General features: G+C 40.7%; 14 protein-coding genes. 8 read left to right on the forward strand and 6 right to left on the reverse strand.

The window, feature by feature from the left end; all coding sequences use genetic code 11:
- Together NQU59_RS10595 and NQU59_RS10600 are read left to right on the forward strand one after the other, a co-directional pair.
- Window positions 1-720 carry an MgtC/SapB family protein gene (locus tag NQU59_RS10595; protein WP_005240823.1) on the forward strand — a complete coding sequence of 240 codons (720 nt, stop codon included), beginning with the start codon at window positions 1-3 and terminating at the stop codon, window positions 718-720.
- A 139-nt stretch (window positions 721-859) separates the two neighbouring features.
- Window positions 860-2692 (forward strand): monovalent cation:proton antiporter-2 (CPA2) family protein, encoded by a 1833-nt coding sequence (locus NQU59_RS10600; RefSeq protein ID WP_257063374.1) that lies wholly within the window; start codon window positions 860-862, stop codon window positions 2690-2692.
- A 315-nt stretch (window positions 2693-3007) separates the two neighbouring features.
- Here NQU59_RS10600 and NQU59_RS10605 read toward each other — a convergent pair whose 3' ends face one another.
- The 4 genes from NQU59_RS10605 to NQU59_RS10620 all read right to left on the reverse strand — a co-directional run bounded on the left by NQU59_RS10605 (window position 3008) and on the right by NQU59_RS10620 (window position 7004).
- The gene (locus NQU59_RS10605; protein ID WP_257063375.1) at window positions 3008-4180 is read right to left on the reverse strand and encodes a benzoate/H(+) symporter BenE family transporter; all 1173 of its coding nucleotides are present in this window, start codon (window positions 4178-4180) and stop codon (window positions 3008-3010) included.
- A 107-nt stretch (window positions 4181-4287) separates the two neighbouring features.
- On the reverse strand, window positions 4288-4938 hold the full coding sequence (gene leuE / locus NQU59_RS10610) for a leucine efflux protein LeuE (protein WP_257063376.1): 651 nt from the start codon (window positions 4936-4938) through the stop codon (window positions 4288-4290).
- A 72-nt stretch (window positions 4939-5010) separates the two neighbouring features.
- A complete protein-coding gene (gene tal / locus NQU59_RS10615; RefSeq protein ID WP_257063377.1) occupies window positions 5011-6000 on the reverse strand; it encodes a transaldolase in 990 nt (329 codons plus the stop codon).
- Between the two features lie 110 nt (window positions 6001-6110).
- Window positions 6111-7004 (reverse strand): LysR family transcriptional regulator, encoded by an 894-nt coding sequence (locus NQU59_RS10620; protein ID WP_257063378.1) that lies wholly within the window; start codon window positions 7002-7004, stop codon window positions 6111-6113.
- Between the two features lie 87 nt (window positions 7005-7091).
- Here NQU59_RS10620 and aceI point away from each other — a divergent pair, with 87 nt between their 5' ends.
- The 6 genes from aceI (at window position 7092) to NQU59_RS10650 (ending at window position 14772) form a co-directional block, all read left to right on the forward strand.
- Window positions 7092-7520, forward strand: coding sequence for a chlorhexidine efflux PACE transporter AceI (aceI, locus tag NQU59_RS10625; RefSeq protein ID WP_005240838.1), 429 nt, complete (start codon window positions 7092-7094; stop codon window positions 7518-7520).
- Between the two features lie 186 nt (window positions 7521-7706).
- Window positions 7707-8102: a tautomerase family protein gene (locus NQU59_RS10630; RefSeq protein ID WP_005240839.1), complete on the forward strand. Its 396-nt coding sequence runs from the start codon at window positions 7707-7709 to the stop codon at window positions 8100-8102.
- Window positions 8103-8270: 168 nt separating this feature from the next.
- On the forward strand, window positions 8271-11729 hold the full coding sequence (mfd, locus tag NQU59_RS10635) for a transcription-repair coupling factor (RefSeq protein WP_257063379.1): 3459 nt from the start codon (window positions 8271-8273) through the stop codon (window positions 11727-11729).
- A 197-nt stretch (window positions 11730-11926) separates the two neighbouring features.
- On the forward strand, window positions 11927-12361 hold the full coding sequence (locus tag NQU59_RS10640) for an HIT domain-containing protein (RefSeq protein WP_005240841.1): 435 nt from the start codon (window positions 11927-11929) through the stop codon (window positions 12359-12361).
- 52 nt (window positions 12362-12413) lie between these two features.
- The gene (locus NQU59_RS10645) at window positions 12414-13850 is read left to right on the forward strand and encodes an adenylate/guanylate cyclase domain-containing protein (RefSeq protein WP_257063380.1); all 1437 of its coding nucleotides are present in this window, start codon (window positions 12414-12416) and stop codon (window positions 13848-13850) included.
- Between the two features lie 124 nt (window positions 13851-13974).
- Window positions 13975-14772, forward strand: a complete 798-nt coding sequence (locus NQU59_RS10650; RefSeq protein WP_257063381.1) for a hypothetical protein — start codon at window positions 13975-13977, stop codon at window positions 14770-14772.
- A 102-nt stretch (window positions 14773-14874) separates the two neighbouring features.
- Here NQU59_RS10650 and fdx read toward each other — a convergent pair whose 3' ends face one another.
- Both fdx and hscA read right to left on the reverse strand, forming a co-directional pair.
- Complete coding sequence (gene fdx, locus NQU59_RS10655) at window positions 14875-15213, reverse strand: ISC system 2Fe-2S type ferredoxin (RefSeq protein ID WP_004652975.1); 339 nt, start codon at window positions 15211-15213, stop codon at window positions 14875-14877.
- A 17-nt stretch (window positions 15214-15230) separates the two neighbouring features.
- Window positions 15231-17090, reverse strand: a complete 1860-nt coding sequence (hscA, locus tag NQU59_RS10660) for a Fe-S protein assembly chaperone HscA (protein ID WP_257063382.1) — start codon at window positions 17088-17090, stop codon at window positions 15231-15233.
- Between the last annotated feature and the right edge of the window lie 23 nt (window positions 17091-17113).

Consider the following 17113-nt stretch of genomic DNA (forward strand, 5'->3'; position numbering starts at 1 on the left):
ATGCAATTAAAATTTCTACAACATATTGATTTATCTAATATCGTTGATACATTAATTAGCCTTGTTACAGCATTCGCTTTAGGTGCATTAATTGGTATAGAGCGTCAGTATCGGCAGCGGACGGCAGGGTTAAGAACCAATGTACTGGTTGCCGTTGGCGCTGCGATTTTTGTAGATATTGCAATAAATCTCACGGGGGCAGATGGAGCTGTCCGAGTGATTGCCTATGTGGTTTCAGGGATTGGCTTTTTGGGTGCTGGTGTGATTATGCGTCAAGAAGGCAATATTCATGGTTTAAATACAGCTGCTACTCTGTGGTGTTCGGCAGCTGTGGGAGCTTCTGCGGGCGCAGACCTAATCGTAGAGGCTATTATCGCCACCTTATTTATTCTGGCGGCTAATACCTTGCTGCGTCCGATCGTGCATGTGATCGATCGTCGTCCATTAGACGATGACACTGAGGTTTTGCATGTGATTTATATCATTTGTGATCGTAGCCATAGCAAAGCTGTAATGGATGAACTGAATCTCACCTTAAAACATCATAATTACCCTGCAAAAGATATTGATGTCACGCCATTTGGGGAAAAAGAAGTTGAGATTGAGGTGACGCTAATCGCAACCTCAATTGATGCTGAAGAAGCTCAGCACATGATTAATCACCTTAATGCAATGCCTCAAATTCGACAGGCTTTTTGGGATAAAAATGCAATCAATTAAGCCTTTGTTTTATTCTTGAAAAAGCAGTGATTTAAAAGCTGTTAAATGAATGAGTTGAGATACATTGTCTCATAAATGATATATAAAACGTGTAATGTTTCACATAAAATGAAAGCAGCTAGATAACAATGAGAACTGTATGAGTTCAGAAGCACATTCTATTAGTTTAATTGCACCAGTGGTGCTTCTCGCGGCAGCGGTTGTTGCCGTTCCTATTTTTAAGCGCATTGGCTTAGGTTCAGTATTAGGTTATTTAATTGCGGGTCTGATTATTGGGCCGTTCGGCTTTGCATTTTTCCATGATTCTGCCTCGATTTTGCATATTGCCGAATTAGGCATTGTGATGTATTTATTTGTGATTGGTCTGGAGATGCAGCCTTCGCATTTATGGAGTTTAAGGCGTGAAATCTTTGGTTTAGGGACTTTGCAGATTGTTGCTTGTGCCTTAGCTCTCACAGGCGTTGGTTTGCTATTTGGTTTTAGCTGGCAAGTTGCATTCATTGGTGCTGCAGGTTTTGTTTTGACCTCGACGGCCATTGTGATGCAGTTATTAGGCGATCGAGGGGATATTGCTCAACCTCAAGGTCAAAAGATCGTTGCCATTTTATTATTCGAAGATTTATTGATTGTTCCTTTATTGGCAATTGTGGCTTTTATGGCACCCAACCATGTGGTTGAAACAACCTCAACACGTTTAGAAAGTATCGGTCTTGGACTTATTGCAATAGCGGGTTTAATTGCCGCAGGTTATTGGTTACTTAATCCATTATTCAGATTGTTGGCCGCTGCCAAGGCACGTGAAGTCATGACTGCCGCAGCACTTCTTGTGGTTTTAGGTGCCGCATTGTTGATGCAAGTAAGCGGTCTATCTATGGCAATGGGTGCATTTTTGGCAGGCGTGCTGTTATCTGAATCGACCTTTAGACATCAAATTGAAGCTGATATTGAGCCTTTCCGTGGTTTACTACTGGGTTTGTTCTTCCTTGGCGTAGGCATGTCTTTAGATCTTTCCGTAGTTGCGCAAAACTGGCAGCTGATTCTCAGTGGCGTATTGGCGATGATGTTTGCTAAAGCCCTGATGATTTATATCGTAGCGCAAGTCACCAAAAGTTCGCATACGGAAGCACTGGATCGTGCACTGTTAATGGCACAAGGGGGCGAATTTGCCTTTGTACTCTTTGCTGCAGCGCTAAGTGCCCAAGTGATTGATAATTCGGTAAAGTCGAATCTTACTGCAATTGTGGTGTTGTCGATGGTGTTGACACCGATTTTAGGCATCATTTTCAAACGCTTCACGCAAGCCAAAGATCAAGTCAATTTGGACAATGTTCAGGTGGCCGAGGGTTTGAGTGGCAGTATTTTGATGATCGGTTTTGGTCGTTTTGGCCAAGTAACCAGTCAACTGTTATTAGCACGTGGCGTCGATGTCACTATTATTGACAATGACATTGATATGATTCAAAACGCAGAAAAGTTTGGTTTTAAAATTTATTATGGTGATGGTTGCCGTTTAGATATTTTGCATGCCTCTGGTGCTTCTTCGGCCCAAGCCATTGTTGTCTGTGTGGATAGTAAAGAAACGACGAATCGGATTGTGGAGTTGGTAACACACGAATTTCCATTGGCAAAGCTGTTGGTGCGTTCGTATGACCGTGAGCATTCACTCTACTTAGTGAAACAGAAAGTCGATTATATGATCCGTGAAACCTTTGAATCAGCAATCAAGTTCGGTGGTGTGATTTTACATGAATTGGGTGTTGAAGAAGACGAAGTACAACGGATTACCGATGAAATTCGAGATCGTGATGAAGAGCGTTTTGAAACTGAAATTGCAGCGGATGATGTCTATGCAGGCGTCGGCTTACAGTATACCCATACGCATCCACGACCAACGGCGCCATTAATTCGCCCTCAACAGGCTGCCCGAATCCTCAATGATGAAGAAGCGCAGAAAGATTTAGAGGAAAAGTAATCCACAATTTTCCTCTCTATTGTTGAATAAGCCTTAGGGTCTGTTGATATTTCACAGATGCTTGCGACAGAAGACATTTTTAGACGATACGAGGCATGACTTATGAGATTTAGTTATTCTAAATGAATAAGGCATAACGTAGTAGCGACAAAAAATGTCTCTGTCCCGTAGGGTTATAGCTAAAACTTCCCTAAACTGCGTTATGAAACTTGGCAAGGGGACTACCATTACCTGCGTTTCATGCCTTGTTTATGTTGTTTTAGCTAATAACGCAAGACATGGCTGAAATGTCAACAGACCCTAGTCAACTAAGGCTTATTTTTTTGCTTTAAATCTAAAGAGCAGCAATACCAAGATACCCAATAACAGGCCCCAAAATGCAGAGCCAATGCCCCAGAATTCAACACCAGAAGCGCTACATAAAAAAGTTAATAATGCTGCTTCACGCTCTTCTACATTTGAAAAAGCCACCGCAATGTTATGACTAATCGTTGCAAATAGCGCAATTCCTGCAAGTGCCACAATAAAAATCTGCGGAAATGACATTAATAAACTGACTAAGGTTGCTGCAAAAAGTCCCATCAAAATATAGAACAGACCACAACTGATACCTGCAATATAACGTTTGCTTGGATCAGGATGCACTTGATCATCTAAGCTCACTGCTGCACTAATTGCTGCGAGGTTTATTGAAAAGCAGCCAAAAGGCGCGAAAACAGTATGTGCAACACCTGTCCAACCCACCAATTGATTGACATGTGGATGGTAGCCATAACTTTTAATCATGGCGATGCCTGGTAAGTTTTGTGAGGTCATGTTGATCACAAACAGAGGCAACGCCAAACCCAAGATCGCAGACCACGAAAATGAAGGTTGCATCCATACAGGTTGAGTTAGAGACCATGTGATGGCTTGGAGTTGAAAATCAATAAACAGGGGACAAATGGCCGCACCTAAAATGACGGTCAGTACAATGCTATAACGTGGGAATAAGCGTTTTGACACCAAGTAAATCACGAGCATACTTAAAATAAAGCCGAGATGACTTTCTAAGCTGCTAAAAATCTGAATACCGAACTTTAATAGAATCCCAGCAAGCATCGCGCAAGTTAAGCTTTGTGGAATATGGGCCAATAGTTTTTGAAAAATCCCTGAAAAGCCGACCACAGCAATGGAAATACCACAGATCAGGAAGGCACCAATCGCTTCATAAAGATCGTAATGTCCAGTCGATGCAATAATCAGTGCAATACCGGGTGTAGACCATGCCGTGGCAACAGGATATTTATATTTCCAAGACAAGATTAAGCCAGAGAGGCCAATGGCAAGCCCCAGAGCCCAGAACCAAGAACTGATTTGGGCGGTATTGGCACCTAAAGACTGTGCACCTTGAATAACAAGGACGGCGGAAACACTAATCCCGATTAAGAATGTAATAAAGCCAGCGAAAACTGCTGGAATGGAAAAATCCTGAAGGAGACGTTGCATCTATGCATCTATACTTGTTTAAAATTTGTTGAAAAGTATATCGTTAATGCTTATTAAATCGTAGTTCTAAAATGATTGAATAAATTGATCATTCGGTTAAATCTAGATTAAGTTAAAGTCGAGGTAGCCAATCTTAAACCGAAACCAAAGAATAAAATGCCGACCAGACAGATACCAGCAGCTGCGAGCTTATAATTATGTTTGAAAAAGCCAGCAAGTTTTATCCCTGAAAAAATAAGGGCTGTTAAATAACTGAAACTCACGATTTGTAGAATAATTGCCAAAATTAAAAAGCTGAATGCTGGGTAAGCATAACTTGGTTCAACAAACTGAACAAAGAAGGAGAGGAAGAATAGAATCGCTTTGGGGTTTAGCAAGCTAATGCTGAGTGCGGTACGATAGGGATGAACCTGATCAAGGTTCGGCAGTTCGGCCATTTCTACATGATGCGGTGGTTTATTCCACGTTTGATAAGCGCCTTGCAGTAATTTAAAGCCTAAATAAGCGAGGTAACATGCACCTGTCAATTTGAGAATAATAAATAAGATCGGGAAGGCTTTGAGTAAAGAGGCCGCGCCCAATACGGTACACAGAATTAAAATAAAATCGCCAGTAAATACACCACATGCAGCGGCATAACCAGTGCGAATGCCATAACGCGATGCTACGGACATGACATAGAGTGAATTTGGACCAGGTAATAACACAATTAAGATTGTACCAATAATATAAGTGGTTAAATCTGTTATACCGAACACAATAAACTCATTAAAAAACCGATTTTCGCTAATATAGCAAAAATCGGTTTTTATTGGTGAAAAATCGACTAATTAGGGTTGGATTTCAGCATCAATTCCAAAAGATTGACGCAGCAATAAACTCAACTGGTCACGCGCTTTGATAAAGCCATCAATGCCGCCTTGCAGCAATTGGAAAGCCATCAGATCTTGCTCAAGCTCAGCTTTAAAACTTTCTTTTGTTTGTGCAGGACGTTCGATTTTTTCTGCTTGTCGGGCAAACTCGGTGCTGAGCTGAGCTTCAACACGCTGTTGGTCTTGCTCCAACTGTGCCAATAGATTAGGGGCAATCGTGAGTAAGTCACAACCGGCTAAACCCAGTACTTGTGCCGTACTACGGAAGCTCGCACCCATGACTTGGGTTGGGATACCATGCTGTTTGTAATAGTTATAAATTTTCTTCACCGACAGTACGCCCGGATCTTTGGTAATTGGATATTGCTCAACACCTTCGGCTTTTTTATACCAATCCAAAATACGTCCCACAAAAGGCGAGATCAGTGTGACCTTGGAATCAGCACAGGCTTGAGCTTGATGTAAACCAAACAATAAAGTCAGGTTACAAGGAATTCCTTCAGCTTCTAGAACTTTGGCTGCCTGAATCCCTTCCCAAGTGGAAGCAATTTTAATCAGGATGCGCGATTGTTCGATGCCATAACCTTGATAGAGCTGAGACAACTCACGTGCTTTACTAATTGTTGCTTCAGTATTATATGACAGAGATGCATCGACTTCAGTAGAGACACGACCATCAATCAATTTTAAAATTTCGACACCAAATTTGACCGTCAAAATATCAATGGTACGTTCAATCAGTTCATCACTTTGATAGCCTTCTTGCTTTGCTTGGGTATAGGCGTCTTCAATCAGTGTTCGGCTTTCCGGTTGTTCTGCCGCTGCTGTGATGAGTGATGGATTGGTTGTTGCATCTAAAGGACGAAACTTTTCAATTGCTTCGAGATCACTACTATCAGCAACAACAGTAGTTAAATTTTTTAATTGGTGTAATGCAGTCTGAGTCATTGATATCGCATTCTTAATAAACAATATTATTGGTAACTTCTGTTATAACACAATCTGCATGAAAGCAAAGCCCCGCTTTTGTTGGTTGTATTGTTCATCTGAGTTAAGTCTCAGGATTCATTCTGCTGACGTTGTAAGCGAATATGATCAATCAAATATTTTGCAGCCAGACCCAATTCGCTTTCACGGCTCCACACCAGATCGACATAATATTCAAATTTTGGTGTGAAATCATACATCTCCAAAATCTTAAGTTTCTTTTTAAGTTCTGGGTTTTCATTAAACATCTGTAAAGGCAGAACGCCCCAACCTAAGTTACGAATAATCATCATACAGGCGGAATGGTGATTATCAGTACGCCAATAGTCTTTTGAATAGAGTAACTCTGGCTTGATGCTGTAATCACGACTTGCTACGACAATCTGACGTGTTTGTACAATTTGCTCAAAAGACACATGAGGGAGTTGCGCTAAAGAGTGATTTTTAGCAATGACAGGGACAAGCGCCTCTCTTTTAAGTTCCACGAATTGTTCGCGGCTATCCAGTTGCTCACGTTCGAACATCAGGGCCAGCTGTGCCGATTGATCCAGCAACATTTGTAAAGCATCTTCTTGAGGAGCAGAGAAGATATTAAGGGCAAGACTCGGAAAGCGCTGTTCAAGCAGGGTAATGTAGTCGGTCCAATTGGTATAAAGCAGTTCAGATACCACTACAATATTCAGGGTTGACTCCAGGCCTGTACTCAGTGCGTGGGCATGCTGCTTCCATTGATTCATCTCAATCAATAATTGCTGGGTTTTCTCATAAAGTACGATTGCCTCGGCGGTTGGTATGGGCTCACGTCCAGATCTTTCAAATAGATTAAGATTGAGATCAATTTCCAAATTGGCAATCGACATACTTACCGCTGAAGGAACCTTGCCTAATTTACGTGCTGCGGCTGAGAAAGAGCCGGTTTCAATAACGGCTTGAAACATGATGAGTTGTTCTTGATTAATATTCATCTGTCAAAAAAACTGAAAGAACCTGATTGGATTAATCAAAATTATAAAAATAAAATAGCGACTATCCAAACAAAAGAGTGTTATTAAATGTTGATTTCCAAAAGAAGACTCATTCATGCAATTAGCTATGAAGTGATTTTATTGGTCATCATCGCAATTGCGTTAAGTTTTATTTTTAGTATGCCGCTTGAAGTGACAGGTGTTCTTGGCACGATCATGGCTGTCATTTCCGTGTTCTGGAATATGATCTTTAATCATTACTTTGAAAAAGTAGAACATAAATATCAGTGGAAAAGAACGATTCCTGTGCGTATTCTTCATGCGATAGGTTTTGAAGGCGGTTTAATGTTGGCAACAATTCCAATCATCGCTTATATGATGAAGATGAGTTTTCTTGAAGCGCTGATCCTGGATTTTGGGTTGACGATGTGTATTTTGGTTTATACATTCATTTTCCAGTGGTGTTATGACCTTATTGAAGGCCGTTTCTTCCCAAATGCAAAATTCGCATCTTAAATAATGATGAATGATGAGAAAAAGCATTTTTCGGAATTTTCTGAAGAATGCTTTTTTATTGTCTTAGCAAAAATGACTCGATTACAGTATTGATAAAGTCAGGACAATAAAGTTTATTTAATATCGTGATTGAAAATAGTAAAAATAAATAGATATCACCATGTAACATCGTAGGAGAATAACAATATGCCTAGTGTACTTATTGAGGTCAGGCAACAATATGCTGTAGATGTAGAACTTGAGATTATGGAAGCCGTTCATTCAGCACTCAGAGATGCGTTTAAAATCATGCACGGTGATCGAAATGTCCGTTTAATTGTTCATGAAGCACATCGGTTTCAATGTCCGCCAGAAAAGGCCAAACCCGAATGTTATACCTTGATCAGTATAGATGCATTTCTTGGGCGCTCTTTAGATGCAAAGCGAAAGCTGTATAAAATGATTGTGCATAATCTTGAGCCGATTGGCATACCTAAAGACCATGTGAAAATTATGCTTCGTGAACTGCCCTCGGAGAACTTCGGTGTTCGTGGAGGACAAGCGGCTTGTGATGTTAATTTAGGTTTTAAAATTGATGTATAGATTGATGTTATTCAGCAGAAGGCTCTATATGAGCTTTCTTTGCTAAATTAAATAACAAGAATAGCCTAAGTAAAATTAAATTGTTTGAATAAGGGGAATTTGCTCTTCAACTAAAAAACATCATGCTAAAATAGGGTACTTATGTTTTTAGATTGCATGATTTTCTCTATGTTTCAACAAGAAATCTCTCAATTAAACTTACAACAATTTAAAGCGGGCGAAAAACGCTGGATTGGTTCATTAATGGGCTCATCCGCAGCATTATTATTCAAAGAAATTGCTTCACAAAGTTCAAATCTATATGTCATTGTCGCAAGGAATAATCAACATCTTGCTCAGCTCGAGAGCGAACTCGAATTTTATGGTATCAAGCCGATAATTTTCCCAGATTGGGAAATCTTGCCTTATGATCGTTTATCTCCACATCAAGATATTGTTTCTGAGCGCTTGGCAATTTTATCAAATATGCCACAAAAAGGGATTTTACTGGTTTCAGCCAGTACTTTAGCGCAACGCGTTGCGCCTTATTCGTGGGTGGTGGGCGAACACTTTGATATTAAAGTAGGACAGAAACTTGACCTTGAAGCGCAAAAGAAACAATTGGTTCAAGCAGGCTATCGCTTAGTTGACACGGTTTATGATCACGGTGAATTTGCAGTTCGCGGTAGCATCATGGATATTTTTGCATCTGGACAAGATCAACCGATTCGAATCGATTTATTTGATGATGAAATTGAAAGCCTAAAATTCTTTGACCCAGAAACACAAAGAATCACAGAATCCTTAAAAAACTTTACTGTTTTACCTGCAAAAGAATTTCCACTCAAAGAAGGGCGTTCTACCTTTAGAGACCGCTATGCAGAAAGCTTCCCAACTGCAAATCCCAAGAAAAATCCGATTTATCAGGATGTATTAGAGGGAATTGCAACGCCAGGTTTAGAATTTTACTTGCCATTATTCTTTGAGAAGAAGGTGATGGAAGCACAAAGTATGTTGACGACATACTTACCAAATAATTGCGTTGTCATTACAAATAGTGAAATTGAAGATGATTTAATCAGCTTCTGGAAAGAAGTAATGCGTCGTTATGAAGATCGACGTCATAACATTGATCAACCGATTCTACCGCCAGAAGAATTATTTTTAATGCCCAACCATGTTTTACAGGCATTAAATCAATTTCCTCGAATTTTGGCTTCAGCAGAAGTTTTTGAGACCAAAGCCGGCGTACTCAATATCGCCGCTGAACAACCGCCTAAACTGGCAGTTGATCCGAAAAAAGAACAACCATTTGAAGCAGTAAAACATTACATTGATCAAGCCAAGCATCCTGTTTTATTGGTGGCTGAGAGTGCGGGTCGTCGTGAAACTTTGAAAGATGCCCTGCGTAGTGTGTTAGGTGAAATCCAGAACGTAGATAGTTTTGCCCAATTCCAAAGAGACAAGTTACAGGTTGCAATTACCAGTGCACCTCTGGATCGAGGTCTGTTACTCAGTCATCAATTATCGGTCATTTCTGAAAATCAGCTTTATGAACATCGTGTGGTGCAGCGTCGCCGTAAGCGTCAGCAAGAAGTATCTGAAGAGTTCTTGATTCGTAGTTTAACCGAGCTGAGTATTGGTGCACCTGTGGTGCATATTGATCATGGTGTTGGACGCTACGCAGGTTTAATTACTTTAGAAATCGACGAGCAGGATCATGAGTTCTTGCAGCTTGACTATGCTGATGGTGCAAAAGTTTATGTACCAGTAACCAATTTGCATCTGATCAGTCGCTACAGTGGCGGTGATCCAGATCTGGCACCATTGCATAAATTAGGCACAGATACGTGGAGTAAGGCAAAGCGTAAAGCTTTAGAGCAAATTCATGATGTGGCTGCCGAGTTATTACATATTCAGGCACGACGTCAATCAAAACCAGGTTTTGCTTTTGAACTGGATCATACAGGGTATATGCAATTCGCCAGTGGATTTGCTTATGAGGAAACGCTTGATCAGGCCAATGCCATTGAAGCGACCCTACATGATATGCAACTTGCCAAGCCAATGGACCGCTTGGTGTGTGGTGATGTGGGCTTTGGTAAAACCGAGGTTGCCATGCGAGCGGCTTTTGTTGCGGCGCAAAATAATAAACAAGTTGCAGTATTAGTCCCAACGACACTGTTAGCCCAGCAACATTATGAATCTTTTAAAGATCGTTTTGCTGATACGGCAGTACGCATTGAAGTATTGTCTCGTTTTGGCAGCAATAAGACTCATTTGAAAACCATTGAAGACTTAGCCGAAGGCAAAGTTGATATCGTGGTGGGAACCCATAAGATTCTGCAAGAAAATATACAGTTTAAAAATTTGGGTTTGATGATTGTTGATGAAGAACATCGTTTTGGGGTTCGCGATAAAGAACGGATTAAGGCACTACGTGCTGATGTAGATATGCTGACTTTAACTGCAACACCAATTCCACGGACCTTAAATATGGCATTTTCGGGGATGCGTGATCTTTCGATTATCGCAACACCGCCAGCACGTCGATTAGCGGTCAAAACCTTTGTACAAGAACATACTGATGATTCTGTTAAGGAAGCGATTCTGCGTGAGTTATTACGTGGTGGTCAGGTGTACTTATTGCATAATGAAGTCGATAGTATTGAACGTGCTGCCGAAACTATTCGCAATTTAGTTCCCGAAGCACGCGTGGCTGTGGCACATGGTCAAATGCGAGAACGTGAACTTGAGCAGGTGATGCAGCAGTTCTATCACAAGGAATATAACGTGCTAGTCTGTTCGACCATCATTGAAACAGGTATTGATGTACCCAATGCCAATACCATCATCATCGAGCGTGCAGATAAACTGGGGCTGGCGCAACTGCATCAATTGCGTGGTCGTGTTGGACGTTCGCATCATCAAGCCTATGCTTATCTATTGGTTCCATCGATCAAGCACCTCAAAGGAGATGCCGAAAAACGATTAGATGCCATTCAACGCGCTTCAACTCTGGGGGCTGGTTTTATGCTGGCGACGGAAGATTTGGAGATTCGAGGTGCGGGTGAGTTATTGGGTGAGCAACAAAGTGGTTCAATGCAGGCGATTGGTTATAGTCTGTATATGGAAATGCTAGAAAAAGCGACCAAAGCGATTCAAAAGGGCAAGACACCAAACTTTGATGCACCGCTTTCCTTAACTGCTGAAATCAACTTACATATGCCTGCCTTGATCCCAGATGATTATCTCGGTGACGTGCATCAGCGTCTGTTGTTCTACAAGCGTATCAGTAATACCGATAGTCAGGAGAAGCTTGATAATATCCGTATGGAGTTGATCGACCGTTTTGGTATTCCGCCACAACCCGTGAAGCAATTGTTTAGTGTCCATCAACTGCGTTTGCGTGCAGAGCAGTTGGGGATTACTAAGATTGATATCAATAGTAATGGCGGTTATATCGAGTTTGCTCCTGATACACCTGTGCAGGCAATTAGCATTATTCAGTTGATGCAAAAAAATCCAACCTACTATCGAATGGAAGGCGGACAACGCTTAAAAGTCATGGTGCAATTGGCCGAGTATGATAAGCGAATTCAGTTCATTGTTGAGCTATTGAATAAGTTATTGAGTGAGTTAAATTGAGGTTTTTAAGCACATAATGTGGTGATTAAATGAGCATGTACTTTTTTTTAGTAGATGTGATCATGTTTTGATCCGATGTTCATGCAATAAATGAGGAAAATCATTGTTATTTGTAAGCAAACGGGTTACTAATAATATTCACATCAAAACTGATGTGATAGTATTGATCATCATTATTCTGCATCATTTATAAAGATATGTTTAGTTTGCATCCACAACTTGCTCAAGATACATTTTTTGTAGGCGACTTTCCGCTTTCAACATGTCGTTTAATGAATGATATGCAATTTCCTTGGTTAATCCTGATTCCACGTGTTCCAGGTGTAACAGAATTATATGAATTAAGCCAAGCAGACCAAGAACAGTTTTTACGTGAGTCAAGTTGGTTATCAAGCCAGCTGTCACGTGTGTTCCGCGCTGACAAAATGAATGTTGCAGCTTTAGGCAACGTTGTTCCGCAGCTTCATTTTCATCATGTGGTGCGTTATCAAAATGATGTTGCATGGCCGAAACCTGTATGGGGAATGCCAGCTGTGCCATACAGCAATGATGTGCTTGCGCATATGCGTCAAACATTGATGTTGGCATTGCGTGGACAGGGTGATATGCCATTTGATTGGCGTATGGACTGATCCAGAAAAATAGAAGAAATACAGTATTCTATAATAACAAAAGGAGGATAGGGTGCCACTAGATAGGTTGATTGATAAAGAACCTAGACAGTTCGCTTATTTTCATCGTTTGATGGGATATTCGATTCTGTCGCTGATCTTGGTAATTTATACATTTACCTCAACCAGTGCTAGCTATCAACTCTATCTCCTTCCTCTGTTACTTGTCTATTTTTTGCTTTGTCCCCGTTTAGAAAAATGGTTGCAATATAAATTTGATAAAAAAATAGAAAAAAATGTTCTTTTTGCCAATGAGGCAGTTTTTGTAGCGCTTGTACTAGCTGCTATCCATTTAAGTTTAGTTCCTACTTTTACTATTTTATTTGGATTGCTTTACGTCGGCTTGAATAACAGAATTTCTCTACCTGTTGCATGTTTAATCGGCCTGATTGGCGTTATTATTTTCTATTTTAGTACCTTCGTAATTTTTGGCGCAGAGCAATATTTTGAGCCAACGAATCCTGAATTGACCGTGGTCAGTCTGCTTGGATTAATGATGTTTATTGTGATTGGTAATTATTACCAACACCGTCGTTTAAATATCCTCGGGCAGCAACGTCAGCATTATCATAATCAGATGACACGCTATATTGCATTTGCAAATCAGTTGAGTCGTTATGCGCCACTGCAATTGTGGCAATCGATTATGCGTGGTGAAGCAGAAGCAAAAATTGAATACAAACGCAAAAAATTAACGGTTTTTTTCTCCGATATTCAGGGTTTTACCGAACTTTCAGAAACTTTGATTCCTGATGATTTGGCTTTCTTGCTCAATGATTATTTGAGTCATATGACTGAAATTGCCAAGCAGTACGAAGCGACCGTCGATAAGTTTATGGGCGATGCGATTCTTATTTTCTTCGGCGATCCAAACTCGCAAGGCGTTGAGCAAGATGCCAAGTCTTGTGTGGAAATGGCAATTGCGATGCGTCAACAAATGAAGCTGCTGCGTGAACGTTGGAAGAAAATGGGCTATCCCGCTTTACATATTCGTATGGGCATCAGTACGGGTTATTGTCACGTAGGCAATTACGGTGCCTCACATCGTATGGCCTATACCATTGTCGGTCGCGATGTAAACTTGGCGGCACGCTTGCAATCTGCAGCTGAAGTCGATGAAATTTTAATTGCTGATGACACGCATCAATTGATTAAAAATGAGTTTTTGTGTGTGCCGAAAGTGCCTATTTATTTAAAAGGCATTCAAGGCCCGGTTAAAACATGGCAAGTGATGGAGAAATTTACAGGCAAGAAATCAGATACGCAAAAATGGTTTGATTTCGATTATAAAGGCTTCCATTTGGTTCTGAATCTGGAAGAGGTGCAGAACTATGAATATCCTGAACTGGTAGAAATTTTGGAAAACATGGTTCAGAGGATCAAGACCCAGCAAAAAATTACCAATGCACAGGGTATTCCTAAACTGACTTTAGATGATGAAGTTAGATAATCTTCAGTATAATTTTTTTAATTCAAGCTGTTATTTCTAGTGAAACAATCGTTGTATGGTTTTGGGAAACAATTGCACCGAAGTTTTGTTGATATCTTAATTCTAATAAAGAGAATAAATAAAAATGCAGCAAGTGATAGAAAACCTAAATACGGCGATGCTGGATAATTTGGATATTAAGGATTTAATCTTAAAATTACCAAAACCATTAAGACCATATTTACAGGTAGCACCTTCTATGTGGATGTATGATGATCCGCTTTATGCTCAAATCAAAGCAATGCCTATGTTATATACGACGGGTAAAATTGTCTGGGCATCATTGGTACAAGCGAATAGGAATTTATTTGAACCTGAGTGGATATCGTGTGCTGGAGAGGTTGTATTTGATCCATCGGGGAAAATGCAGCCTGTTCAACTTGTGGAAGCGGCAGAGCAATTGTTTTCCCTAAAGGGAACTACTCCAAATGTCTTGGATCAACAGAATTATGCAGCGCATTTGACCAATGAATTTACACGAGTATTTAATTATCCTTTTCCACAAAGTTTAGCGACTTTACCCTTAAAGATGTCTTCCATGTGGTTTGAGTATCGACATTTACCAGGTGGGCTTCTTGCAATGAAGGTTTTTCCAATCATTGTGTCAGAGCAAAACCCCAATTATATTATGCCTTTACCATCTTATTTTTGGCCAAATAACTTCTTTAAAGATAAGTGGCTGGAACTGGCTGCACGAGAAAATGGTGGTGGTTTATATGATGTGGAGAAAGAGGTACTTAATAAGATTACGAATAAAGTATATTTAGAAGAAATTCTACTTCAACCTAAATTACCTCAAATTTTTGAAGAACAAATACCGCGAGAATCTGCTGTTACAAGTTCATCAAAAACTAAACTTAGTTGGTTTTTCTTGCCCTTTTAGCCGTGATTTTGCTGTGTTTATTTATTTTTCTTAATAAATAAAAACTCCTCGTGAACGAAGAGTTTTTATTTGAACTTTGGAAATTAATCGATTTAGATATCTTTAATGATTTTCCGAAGCATGGTTGATGGTGTATTTAGGAATTTCGATTTCTAAATCTTCATCCACAATTTCAACTTGGCAAGACAGACGAGAATCTGGTTCTAGGCCCCATGCGCGGTCAAGCAAATCTGCTTCAACGTCATTCATTTCTTCAAGGCTGTCAAAGCCTTTGCGCACAACCACGTGACACGTGGTGCAGGCTGCAGACATGTCACAAGCATGTTCAATTTTAATGCCATTTTTTAATAAACTTTGGCATAAATTGGCGTTATGCTCGACTTCAAATTCTGCACCTTCAGGGCAAATTTGTGCATGAGGAAGAACTTTAATACGTGGCATATTGATCACCTATACCTTTAGTTTGAGTTTGACCAATCTTCAAGTTTTGTTCCTTTTAAGGCATGGTCAATATGTCGGTTCATACGCAATGCAGCAAAGGCATCGCTATGAATTTTAAGTTGCTGAACTGCATGTTCAATCGCTGCAAGCTCATCGGTTTTCAGACGGGCTTTTAATGCTTCAGCGGCAAGGATTAAATCGCGAGCCTGTTGCTGAGAAAGTAAATCCGTATCTGCTTTCAATGCTTGTTCGAGTGCTTCTAGCTCGCGTTGTGCTTCGACTTTGGTTTCTTGCAAGTGACGAAGATGTTTGTCTTCTTCGGCATATTGGAAACCTTCAACCAATAAACGCTCAGTATCTGCTGAAGATAAGCCATAAGATGGTTTAATATCGATTTGCGCCTGCACACCAGAAGTGGTTTCTTTGGCTGATACGGTCAATAAACCATCGGCATCGACTTGGAACGTCACTTCAATACGTGCTTGACCCGCAGTCATTGGTGGAATGCCATGTAATACAAAACGGCCCAATGAACGACAATGCTCGACTAAATCACGCTCACCTTGCACCACATGAATTAACATGGCGGTTTGACCATCTTGATAGGTGGTAAATTCCTGACGGCGTGCGACAGGAATAGCAGTGTTACGTGAAATCAGGCGCTCAACCAAACCACCCATGGTTTCTAGACCAAGTGAAAGTGGTGTGACATCAAGCAATAACGAGCTATCCTGACTATTACCAATCAGCTGATTTGCTGTAATTGATGCGCCAATCGCAACCACTTCATCAGGGTTGATGGTACATAATGGCTCACGTTCAAATAATTCGCGTACCGCTTTCTGTACGGCATACGAACGGGTTGAACCGCCGACCAGGACCACATGTTCAATTTCATCAAGTTCAAGTTTGGCATCGCGTAATACGCGTTTGCACACACTCATACTTTTATCGAGCGCAACTTGAATAATGGATTCAAAAGTAGGTCGATCTAGCGTTAAACGGTCATCCAGTAATTTTAATTCAGCAGATTCGTGATCTGTTAAATATTCTTTGGCTTGACGAGCTGCAATCACAAAAACGGCATACTCTTCATCGCTTAAAGTCTCGATGTTGAGCTGTTTTTTGGCCCATTTTACGATTAGGCGGTCAAGGTCATCACCCCCGAGAGCAGTGTGGCCACCAGTTGCAAGAACTTCAAAGACACCTTGCGAAAAACGTAAGATTGACACATCAAAGGTACCACCACCTAGATCGTAAATGACATAGTTACGATCTGTGCTGAGGTTGGTCTCTTGATCAAGACCATAAGCAACAGCCGCGGCTGTCGGTTCGTTCAGTAAACGTAAAACGTTCAAGCCTGCGAGTTGTGCAGCATCACGTGTTGCTTGGCGTTGTGCTTCATCAAAATAAGCTGGAACAGTGATCACCGCACCATTCACAGGATTATTCAGGCTTGCTTCAGCGCGGTCTTTTAACTGTTTTAGAATTTCTGCAGAAATTTCGACAGGTGTTTTTCGACCCGCAGCAGTTTCAAATGCTGGCATTTCATTTTCTGCACCAACAAGTGTATAGGGATGCTGGAATTTGATATCTGCTTGTGAGCGACCCATAAAGCGTTTGACTGAAACCACTGTATTTTTTGGGTCAGTCAGCATAAATGGCTTGGCTTCATAACCAAACGTGGTTGCATCCTTTGCGTAATGAACAATTGATGGAAGTAAAACCCGGTCTTTGTCATCTTGTAGAACTTTCGGTTTTCCCGATAGCACTGTCGCCACTAAAGAGTGGGTTGTCCCCAAGTCAATGCCAATCGCAATACGGTGTTGATGCGGGGCAGTAGATTGACCAGGTTCAGCAATTTGCAAAAGTGCCATGCGTGCGGTATCCCTTGAAAATA

The sequence above is a fragment of the Acinetobacter colistiniresistens genome (assembly GCF_024582815.1).
Lineage (GTDB): Bacteria > Pseudomonadota > Gammaproteobacteria > Pseudomonadales > Moraxellaceae > Acinetobacter.

Excerpts from the sequence above, each read along its gene's own strand:
- NQU59_RS10595 (WP_005240823.1), top strand. The coding sequence starts at position 1 with ATGCAATTAAAATTTCTACAACATATTGATTTATCTAATATCGTTGAT.
- NQU59_RS10600 (WP_257063374.1), top strand. The coding sequence starts at position 860 with ATGAGTTCAGAAGCACATTCTATTAGTTTAATTGCACCAGTGGTGCTT.
- NQU59_RS10605 (WP_257063375.1), bottom strand. The coding sequence starts at position 4,180 with ATGCAACGTCTCCTTCAGGATTTTTCCATTCCAGCAGTTTTCGCTGGC.
- tal (WP_257063377.1), bottom strand. The coding sequence starts at position 6,000 with ATGACTCAGACTGCATTACACCAATTAAAAAATTTAACTACTGTTGTT.
- NQU59_RS10620 (WP_257063378.1), bottom strand. The coding sequence starts at position 7,004 with ATGAATATTAATCAAGAACAACTCATCATGTTTCAAGCCGTTATTGAA.
- aceI (WP_005240838.1), top strand. The coding sequence starts at position 7,092 with ATGTTGATTTCCAAAAGAAGACTCATTCATGCAATTAGCTATGAAGTG.
- NQU59_RS10630 (WP_005240839.1), top strand. The coding sequence starts at position 7,707 with ATGCCTAGTGTACTTATTGAGGTCAGGCAACAATATGCTGTAGATGTA.
- mfd (WP_257063379.1), top strand. The coding sequence starts at position 8,271 with ATGTTTCAACAAGAAATCTCTCAATTAAACTTACAACAATTTAAAGCG.
- NQU59_RS10640 (WP_005240841.1), top strand. The coding sequence starts at position 11,927 with ATGTTTAGTTTGCATCCACAACTTGCTCAAGATACATTTTTTGTAGGC.
- NQU59_RS10650 (WP_257063381.1), top strand. The coding sequence starts at position 13,975 with ATGCAGCAAGTGATAGAAAACCTAAATACGGCGATGCTGGATAATTTG.
- fdx (WP_004652975.1), bottom strand. The coding sequence starts at position 15,213 with ATGCCACGTATTAAAGTTCTTCCTCATGCACAAATTTGCCCTGAAGGT.
- hscA (WP_257063382.1), bottom strand. The coding sequence starts at position 17,090 with ATGGCACTTTTGCAAATTGCTGAACCTGGTCAATCTACTGCCCCGCAT.